Consider the following 8,326-nt stretch of genomic DNA (forward strand, 5'->3'; position numbering starts at 1 on the left):
AAAGGCAACGGTTGCTTGGTGCAAAGGCAACGGTTGCTTGGCACAAAACAGCCCTCAAACCCGCGTCATTACTGGCCTTTGCATTTCTAACTATATTAACTATATTAACCTTGCACACCGCCCCCGCCTGTCGGCGGTGCGGGTGCTATTCTGTGATTGAAAACCCATCGGGCCAGCTGGCCCGGGTGGGAATCTATCACAGGGAAAAACAGACCCGGAGACGGGCCCGGGTCTGCTATAATGTGAATAGGGTGTTTATTCACCTGTGGCCGTCTGGGGGTCCCAGCTCCCCGGGCGGCCTTTTATATATGCTTCCGCTTCTTTTAACTCCGTTTCTGACAATACGCCTACCCGATGCAGCTGGCGGAAAAACTCCGCCACGTTATGGGTAACCGCGACTCCCGTTTCCCTGGCCAGCAAAAACATTTCCCTCATCTTGACCCCTCCCGGTTTTTATTGGGTTCCGCTTAAACCCCCAACGCTTCGGCAATTTCAGTTCGGATATCTAACGCCTGTTTGCTGATTTTATTGGCCCGTAACCTTTCCTCTATCGGCATTTCCTCCGGGTCTATGTCATCGTAATAGAAATCGTAAACCATGCTTTCCAACTGAACCATTTCCCTGAACAGCTTCCGCAGCCGCTTTTTCTCAAGCTCGCTTTTCCCCTGTTCCTTCATTTGCTTTTCCATCCAGGTCTTTTCCTTATCCCATATCGGGCCGCTTCTCCATTCCATCCCGTTCACCCCTTCTTCCCCCGGTTCAGCTCCGCTTTTGAAATCGACTTCACCCGATACCGCTTCCCGGCTTTCGGATCATAAACCCCGCCTATCAGCTGCCACTTAATCCATTCCCATAACCTCATCCTTTTTCCTCCCCTTTGAGCCAGCTATCCAACGCATCCTTATGAAACCTCCACTGCCTGCCAACCTTCCGGGCAGGGATGCGGTTTTCTTTAACCATCTTGTACAGCGTTCGCTCCGATATGCTCAGGTATTGGGCGGCCTCTTCTATGTTCATTACCTCTTTGGACAATTCCTTTCACCTCCTGCAATTATAATAACATTAGTTGCAGTTATTGACAAGTGACTGCAACTAATTATATTATGGGGTTGTCGATAATTAACGATTATCTGAAAGGATTGATCCTCATGCAAATGATCCCCGCCGGAAAGACTGCCGCCCCCGTCCTTCCTGAAACTGTGGAACAGTACCGGAAACAGGCCAGGGCCAATAACACCAAACGGTCATACACTGCCGATTGGAACCACTTCCAGGGATGGACTTGGAACAAGGGATACACGGTCGACCCTGCCCAGGGCCAGGGGGCGGACCCCGGAATGGTTGCGGAATACATTACCGACATGGCCAACGGGGCCGCGGGCCGCACCTACAAACCGGCCACGATCCGCCGCCGCCTGGTGGCCATCGGGAACATTCATAAGACCTGCGGACTCCCGGACCCCACCAAGCACAACGTAGTAAGGGAAGCCCTGGCGGGGATCGAACGGAACAAGGGAACCCGCCAGACAGCAAAAAAGGCCCTCCTGATTGAAGATGTCCGGGCCATGGTACAGCATATGAGCGGGGATCTGTTGGGAGTCCGTGACCGGGCCCTGATCCTCCTGGGTTATATCGGAGGATTCCGCCGGTCCGAATTGGTGGCTCTCAAGATGGAAGACATCCAGTTCAACCGCCGGGGCCTTGAAGTGTTCATAGCAGGAAGTAAAACGGATCAGCGGAAAGAGGGGCGGTCGATCCCCGTTCCCTACTCCACAGACCCGGCTACCTGCCCCGTCCGTGCTGTCCAGGACTGGGTGCAGCGGGCAGGGATCGAAACCGGCCCCCTCTTCCGGTCCGTCCATGGCGGAAAGATCGGAGAAAAAGCCCTGGCCCCTCGGATGGTTAATCACCGCATCAAGCGGTATGTAAAGGCCATAGGAAAGGACCCCGCCGCCTACGGGGCCCACAGTCTCCGGTCCGGTTTCGTTACCCAGGCCAGGCGGAAAGGGGCCAGTATTGACAAGATTATGGCCCAGACCGGTCACAAATCCATTAAGATGGTTCAACGGTATACGCAAACTATCGACATGTGGGAGGATAACGCCGCCGCTCGTATCCTCGGATAACGTTGTCGATAATATCGGGTTATAAGATAGTCATAGCCCTACTGTGCGCCCCTCTGAGGGCTTTTTATTTTGGTCTGAGGGGTCAGGGTAGGGCCCTTCCCTTTCATGTTGTCTCGGAGTCTTTTTCCCGTACCTGATCCGGGGTCATGTTATGGACATCCCGGCAATGTCGTCCGAAGTGGGCAGCGGATCGCCAGTCCTGGCACAAGGAACACCATTCTTTCCGTCCGTCCGGGCTTAGTTTCCGTTTGCCCCCGTATTTCCCCTGTGGTGGTGGCGTATACCTCCGTATACTTTCGTGTTCTGTTCGTACACTTGTATGCACATTTGTGTTCCCCGCCGGTTCTGTTGGTACATATGTATGCACATTTGTAACCGGATCGCTCCCAACCTCCTTTTCAACCAACAGGGCCACCCCCTCCGATACGGTCAGCCCCAACCGGTCACAATGCTCCTTGAACCGTTTATAAGTGTCCGGATCTACCCTGGCCGTTAGTGTTTCTGTACGGTTCCGCCGTTTACGTGCAAACCGTTCCAGGTATCCCATGTATCTCCCTCCCGTGATCGGTTTGGATATCATGGTATATGTTCCGCATACACAAAAAAAGCCCTCCCGGATCGGGAGGGTATGATCGGTTTGAATGATGCTCCTGTCGCTCTTATTATACCGGTGTTTTTCATAAGCTTCAATTATCGACAACCCATGCTATACTGAAACCAAGGTGTTTGAGTACACTTCCATTTACCATCCGCCAATAGAAAAAACCCCCGGACCTCCGCCGGGTTTTTTTCTAGTCGTCCCATTCCCAGAACCCCTCGGACACCCAAGAACCGTCTTCCTGCCGCCGCAGGCGGATCCGCCGCTTGTCGTATGCGACAAAGTACGCGTAATCCTCATCCAGCCGCACAAACCGCCCTGACAGTTGGCCATATTCCCCCCATACGTTCATATCACCTTCAACCTGCAAGCAATCATCTTCCACCAATCTCCACGTAGCCATTGGTCACACTCCCTTCATTTTGCGCAGATCTCAACGAATTTGGCCCCTCGCGGTGTGTTCTTGTGCTTCTTCCGCCGTTCCCCTTGTACCCAGGGCTTCACCGGTTGCCGTACTTCCGGTTCCTCATTCTTCCCTGTCTCAACCTCCACCGGTTTTCCGCGAAGCATGGCACGCGGTCCCGGGACCGGTTCCTTTTGCAGCCATTTGACTATGACCTCTTCATCCATTTCGGCCAATACATCTTGAGGAACAGCCCATCCCATACGCTTGAGTAATACAAGCGGGTTCACATCCAGATCCGCCGCAATTTCTGTGGCGACTATTGCCGCCTGCAAGGCCCGCATTCTGCCGTGGCCCTTTTCCGACCGCCTGCCGGTCTCAGTAATCCCGCGCCATAAGTACGTCTCAACCGCTTGTTTCGCTTCCTCCAGGTCGGTATACGGTTCTCCCAACGCCTTGGCCACTCGAGACCACAACTTAAACTTGTCCTCCACTTTTACCCCTCCTCTTTATTGAGCCAACATGAATGTCGATTCCGGGTTAGCCGGGACGCTCACCACGCTCCTTTGTCTCCCATGGCATCCCTTCCCGCATGATCCGTTCTACCCGGGACAGCGGCCACTTCTCCACGTTCCGCTGTATTCGGAGCGCATCCACATTCCGGATCAGGGGCCCTTGTCTCCCGCGCCGGACCGGGAATAATCCATCTTCCAGTACCTTTGCCATTACCGACAACGGAACGCCGGTTTCCCGGCTTGCCTTTTTGACGGTGACATAACGATGTGGCCAACGCCAGTTCATGGCTTCCCTCCCTGAAGTGTTGTCGATAACTTCCCCTTATGGTCGCTACCCACATAGTCCACAACATCCGTCTTCCTGAACCGGAACACCCCGCGGACAAAACTATGGACCGGGATCCGGCCCGCCACCGCCGCCTGGATCAACTCCCCTTCCGGGATCCCGGTCAGGCGGTGTGCCTTTCGGGCTGTCAGAATCGTATCCCCTGGACCGGGGTCCGAATACACTACCTGGCCCATATATGGGATAGGGTTATTTCGGTTCTTGATCGCTTTCCGGGCGGCTTTCCGGTTCCGTTGAACGTTGTTCACCCGTGTCCACCCTCCATAAAAATTTTCTTTTTAAGGTCTGCCTTTTCTGTCACTCAACCTCCCGGGTCAACGCGAACATAACCAACATCCAAACCGCGAAGAAAACCATGAACGCTTCCACCCAATCACCCCCTTCCAATGAATTGGTCATGCCCTCCCCTTGGCATGGTTCGTCCCTCCTCAAAAAAAATATTGTTCGCTGACGGTGCGTGCGTGTGACCCCCCCAGATGGCGGTCTACGATCGCCCCCCCCATGATTTGATGGGGCCTACCGCTTACTTACGGGTGCTTGCCTACGTATGCTTATTTCTTGCTTACGTAAGCAATCGTAAGCAACCGGAGAAAGTCTACCCAGTCTACCGTCTACTCCCCTATAGGGAGAGTAGACTCGGTAGACTCTGGGGTTACTTTAGTCTACTGAAGTCTACTCATATCCCAAAAACCCCGTCGCTACGCGGTCTACTTTAGTCTACTGAAGTCTACTCTTTAGTCTACTGAAGCGGTAGACTCGGGGTATATCCCAGTAGACTACTCGGAATAATTGGGGTTAATCACGGTATCGCCTCCTTTGCTACACCAGCTACACCTTGCTACACCAGCTACACCTCTGCTTGATCCGGCCTACTTGGGGGCCTTGGGCCACTCCGGGGAATCAAATGACCAGGTATCCGCGTACCTCTCCAACTCTTTCATATGGTTAATCATCTTTGGTGGTCACGGGTCTCCAATAGGGTATTATGGGGTACCCCTAAGGGGGGTACCCCATAATACCCCATTGTCGCCCCCCTGTGACGGGATAGGGTACCATAGGGTAAATACCCCATAATACCCCATAGTACCCAATCACATGTTCGCATTTTACAGTCCCAGTTCCGATTGTTCCGATTGCTCTATTGCATCTTCAACGACAGGCGCCCACACACCGCGCTTCGGGCTGTGTATGATCCCTGCCTCTTTAAGCTCCTTGCATGCCTTTTTCCATGTCTCCCGGCTGTAATTGCATTGCTCCAGAAGGTCTTTCACAGTAATTCCTTCCGGGTGCTTCTCAATCACTGCAAAGAATTGCTCTGTGGCGTTGTTCGGCTTCGCTTGCTCCTTGGTGATCTTTTCCCCCAACTCCAGGTAGAAACATTCCTCCCCGCTCTCCAGGGTGATCGGCTTCACCCGCATGAACAGGCCATCAAATCTCCCGCGCCTTAACTTGTCCTGGTGCAAGGATACGGAGGGGTTGTCCAGCCCGTGTTTTTTGGCTTCAATCAGGGCGAAGGCATGGGCTTTCAGGTTGGAGGATCCCCGGTATTTTCCGTCTTTGTTGTTGTGGTGCAGGACAAGGAAGGCAGCTCCCAGTTCGTTGCTAATCCGCTTTCGCTGGTCGGCAAATACTTGAGTATCTTGCTTGCTGTTTTCGTCTCCCTGCATCAGCTCGGCCAGGGTGTCCACAACGATCAGTTTCACCCCACCCGGGAAGGCCATCTTCGCGGAATCTATGAAACGATCAACCATTTCCGGTTCGTCCAGGTATAAAGGGGTTTCTGTGGCGTCCATCAGATGGAATTGGGTAGGAGTGTTAAACAAGCCATGAGCTTTTTTATATGCTTCCATCCGGTCGATGACATCCCCGGGGCTTTCCGCTGAGATATAAATAACCGGGCCGGGCTCTTCATCGCATTCAAGCCCCTTCCAGTTGATCCCCTGGGCCACTCCAAACCCTGCATCCACTCCGATCTGTGTTTTAAAGCTCCCCGGATCCCCGACTAAAAGGGTCATTTCCTTTGCGGCCAGGAAGTTTCGGACCACCCATTTCACCCGGGGGCGGTTCATGGCCTCCACATCATTGAGAAAGGTATATCCTTGGGGTTGATCCTCCCTCATCTTGAAGCCCACCCGCTCCTGGGCTTCCTCCATCGAAACCCCTTGAAGGGTCATGTATGCGGCCTGTCGGGTCTCCTCCGTACTCCGTTCATAGATTTCGGGGTGATTGGTAGCCAAGGCGGACGGGAAGCCCTCAAGGGAACCCGTCCCGGCTATGTACAATAACCCCAGCTGTCGGATTTTGACGCTTAACCGGTTCTGGGCCACATCGTCATTCAGATAGACAACCTTGGTTAGCTTTTTGGCTTCTTCCATCCAATAGTCCCGGTCCGGGTTTTGTGGTATACTCATATAGATAACTCCTTTCGATTTCCTTGTTTTTTTGGCACATTTCCTATCGGGATAAGTTGTCGATAACTGCCTGTTATCTTCACTCTGGCCAGGCCCCCCGTGCAAAGGGCCTTTTTTGTTTGGCCATCACTGGGCATTCCCCAAGGCTTTCATCTGATCCCGCCGCCAGGCTTGATATTCCCGGTTCACTTGGTTCGGATCATATCCCCAACCGGCCAGAACCTGCCGCATAGCTGGGCCTACTTTGGCAGGGACCCCCTGTTCTGCACACCAGGCCCAGGTGTAGCTCTTTCCGCAAGCGATGGCCAATTGAGTTAAGGTCATTCCTTTTTCCTTCCGGATCTGCTTGATTGGGTTCATGCTTACCACTCCTTTTAAAGATAAAGGGCCACCAATGATAGGCGGCCCTTTTCCGGGGTTTCCCGGTTGTATGCTATTTGAATTTCGGGTATACTCTAATCAAAGAGTGTGACCCGACGGGTCATACCCCATAGCATCGGAAAAGGGTACACTACCCCTTTCCCAACCCGCCCAAGGTGATAGGTTTGGCCGCCGGACACCTTGGGCTTTTGGTTTTGGGGTAAGGTTCAAGGCCCCAACCGATGATGAGCTATACTTATTTTACCACACTATTTTTGGTCAGAAAGTATCGTCATAGCTTCAAGGGCCTGTTTGGGACAAAAACCGACCAAAAATGCAACGGGAAATAACGGGAAATAAAAATTTTGGCCAAAAACGGCCCGAAAAAAAACCTTGACAACTATGGGAAGGGGGCCGTGTTGGCCCCCTTTTGTTCACTTCACAAGCGATATTCTCGAAATCTTGTAATACTCCTCCGGGGTCTCACCGGCCCATTCAAAGCCGTCATATCCTTGTTGGAGACGGCGGGGATCACTTCCGGGCCTGTATTCCGGCCTACCCATACCGGGAAACCGGGTGAAAAAGCATTGTCCACCCGTTCTATCGCCAACGTGGTAAAACGGTATGCGGAAAAGATCGGCTTAGATCCGGCCCGCTTCAGTGGCCATAGCCTGCGGGCAGGCGGAATGACTACAGCGTACTTAGCGGGGAAATCAGAAGCGGATATCATGCGGCAATCCGGGCATAAAAGCGTAGCCGTGGCCCGAGGGTATTTCAGGTATCAGGATACAGCGGACACTAACGCAACGGTGGGCCTATTCTAAGGCCTGCCTTTTTTCTGCGTTGGAAAACCCCCTTATATGGCCTCACAGCCCAAGGGAAATGGCCCTCAGAGCGTTGGAAATGGCCCAAAAACAAAGCCGTGACCATTTACCCATGGCCAAAAATAAAAGGCCCTTAAAACGGAAAATAGAAGGCCTAATATCTGGAATGCAGGGGATAGGCCCATAAAATCACCACAGGAGATGCCCGTAGATCACTCACCAGGGGAGTCTTGTTTGTATTCGCGAGTTTTCATTTTTTGGTGTTCCGATAAGAAGGGGATACCGGAACAGGGGTAAAAATATTGTTCGCTGACGGGCCATCCCCCCCTGGATCACCTCTATAAAATTTTGCTTTTTTAGGGGTGTCATTTCTGCCTTATGGGGTTGTTTCCGTGTCTTTAGGGGGTGGGAAAATCGGTTTTTCGCTGTTTTCCTTCCCGGATCACGGCCACCCCCTTTCCAACCTGAACATTCCTTAGCCTATTGCAAACTTGCAAATACCCGTCGGTTGCGTGTGACATACCCGGAGCCAGTTTTGCAAAACGAAAATGGCCCTCTTTTGGTGTCCAATCACAAGGAGAATCAGCCATAAACCGCATAACGGCGGGCATTATGGCCATTTGCAAAAAGGCAACGGTTGCTTGGTGCAAAGGCAACGGTTGCTTGGTGCAAAGGCAACGGTTGCTTGGCACAAAACAGCCCTCAAACCCGCGTCATTACTGGCCTTTGCATTTCTAACTATA

The 8,326-nt window shown here is 52.7% G+C and carries 11 protein-coding genes; 1 reads left to right on the forward strand and 10 read right to left on the reverse strand.

The genetic code is table 11. The features are described 5' to 3' along the window. Window positions 1–255: 255 nt before the first annotated feature. From C8P63_RS18275 to C8P63_RS18285, 4 genes are read right to left on the reverse strand one after another with little or no spacing between them, the layout of a single operon-like run. Entirely contained in the window at window positions 256–435 is a 180-nt protein-coding gene (locus tag C8P63_RS18275) for a hypothetical protein (RefSeq protein ID WP_108026751.1), read from the reverse strand. Window positions 436–467: 32 nt separating this feature from the next. Continuing rightward, window positions 468–734 (reverse strand): hypothetical protein, encoded by a 267-nt coding sequence (locus C8P63_RS18280; RefSeq protein ID WP_146172219.1) that lies wholly within the window; start codon window positions 732–734, stop codon window positions 468–470. A gap of 5 nt (window positions 735–739) precedes the next feature. Next, window positions 740–862 carry a hypothetical protein gene (locus C8P63_RS19845; protein ID WP_281258746.1) on the reverse strand — a complete coding sequence of 41 codons (123 nt, stop codon included), beginning with the start codon at window positions 860–862 and terminating at the stop codon, window positions 740–742. After that, the gene (locus C8P63_RS18285; RefSeq protein ID WP_245921035.1) at window positions 859–1,032 is read right to left on the reverse strand and encodes a helix-turn-helix domain-containing protein; all 174 of its coding nucleotides are present in this window, start codon (window positions 1,030–1,032) and stop codon (window positions 859–861) included. Before C8P63_RS18285 ends, C8P63_RS19845 begins: the two co-directional genes overlap by 4 nt. A 116-nt stretch (window positions 1,033–1,148) precedes the next feature. Between C8P63_RS18285 and C8P63_RS18290 the strand changes: the two genes are divergently transcribed. After that, window positions 1,149–2,126, forward strand: coding sequence for a site-specific integrase (locus C8P63_RS18290; RefSeq protein WP_170109760.1), 978 nt, complete (start codon window positions 1,149–1,151; stop codon window positions 2,124–2,126). A 791-nt stretch (window positions 2,127–2,917) separates the two neighbouring features. On the opposite strand, the gene C8P63_RS18295 is transcribed toward C8P63_RS18290, so the two are convergent. The 6 genes from C8P63_RS18295 to C8P63_RS18320 form a co-directional block, all read right to left on the reverse strand. Then, the gene (locus C8P63_RS18295; RefSeq protein ID WP_108026757.1) at window positions 2,918–3,127 is read right to left on the reverse strand and encodes a hypothetical protein; all 210 of its coding nucleotides are present in this window, start codon (window positions 3,125–3,127) and stop codon (window positions 2,918–2,920) included. 14 nt (window positions 3,128–3,141) lie between these two features. Continuing rightward, window positions 3,142–3,621, reverse strand: a complete 480-nt coding sequence (locus C8P63_RS18300; RefSeq protein WP_108026759.1) for a hypothetical protein — start codon at window positions 3,619–3,621, stop codon at window positions 3,142–3,144. 46 nt (window positions 3,622–3,667) lie between these two features. Beyond that, a complete protein-coding gene (locus C8P63_RS18305; RefSeq protein ID WP_108026760.1) occupies window positions 3,668–3,928 on the reverse strand; it encodes a hypothetical protein in 261 nt (86 codons plus the stop codon). Beyond that, a complete protein-coding gene (locus C8P63_RS18310; protein ID WP_108026762.1) occupies window positions 3,925–4,236 on the reverse strand; it encodes a hypothetical protein in 312 nt (103 codons plus the stop codon). Before C8P63_RS18310 ends, C8P63_RS18305 begins: the two co-directional genes overlap by 4 nt. A gap of 858 nt (window positions 4,237–5,094) precedes the next feature. Continuing rightward, window positions 5,095–6,399 (reverse strand): AAA family ATPase, encoded by a 1,305-nt coding sequence (locus C8P63_RS18315; protein ID WP_108026764.1) that lies wholly within the window; start codon window positions 6,397–6,399, stop codon window positions 5,095–5,097. Between the two features lie 126 nt (window positions 6,400–6,525). Further along, on the reverse strand, window positions 6,526–6,759 hold the full coding sequence (locus tag C8P63_RS18320; RefSeq protein ID WP_108026766.1) for a helix-turn-helix domain-containing protein: 234 nt from the start codon (window positions 6,757–6,759) through the stop codon (window positions 6,526–6,528). Window positions 6,760–8,326: the final 1,567 nt, after the last annotated feature.

Source organism: Melghirimyces profundicolus (assembly GCF_003054245.1).
Lineage (GTDB): Bacteria > Bacillota > Bacilli > Thermoactinomycetales > DSM-45169 > Melghirimyces > Melghirimyces profundicolus.

Bases quoted from the DNA above. Each gene is read 5' to 3' on its own strand.
- C8P63_RS18315 (WP_108026764.1), bottom strand. From the start codon at position 6,399: ATGAGTATACCACAAAACCCGGACCGGGACTATTGGATGGAAGAAGCC.
- C8P63_RS18280 (WP_146172219.1), bottom strand. From the start codon at position 734: ATGGAATGGAGAAGCGGCCCGATATGGGATAAGGAAAAGACCTGGATG.
- C8P63_RS18320 (WP_108026766.1), bottom strand. From the start codon at position 6,759: ATGAACCCAATCAAGCAGATCCGGAAGGAAAAAGGAATGACCTTAACT.
- C8P63_RS18305 (WP_108026760.1), bottom strand. From the start codon at position 3,928: ATGAACTGGCGTTGGCCACATCGTTATGTCACCGTCAAAAAGGCAAGC.
- C8P63_RS19845 (WP_281258746.1), bottom strand. From the start codon at position 862: ATGAGGTTATGGGAATGGATTAAGTGGCAGCTGATAGGCGGGGTTTAT.
- C8P63_RS18295 (WP_108026757.1), bottom strand. From the start codon at position 3,127: ATGGCTACGTGGAGATTGGTGGAAGATGATTGCTTGCAGGTTGAAGGT.
- C8P63_RS18290 (WP_170109760.1), top strand. From the start codon at position 1,149: ATGCAAATGATCCCCGCCGGAAAGACTGCCGCCCCCGTCCTTCCTGAA.
- C8P63_RS18275 (WP_108026751.1), bottom strand. From the start codon at position 435: ATGAGGGAAATGTTTTTGCTGGCCAGGGAAACGGGAGTCGCGGTTACC.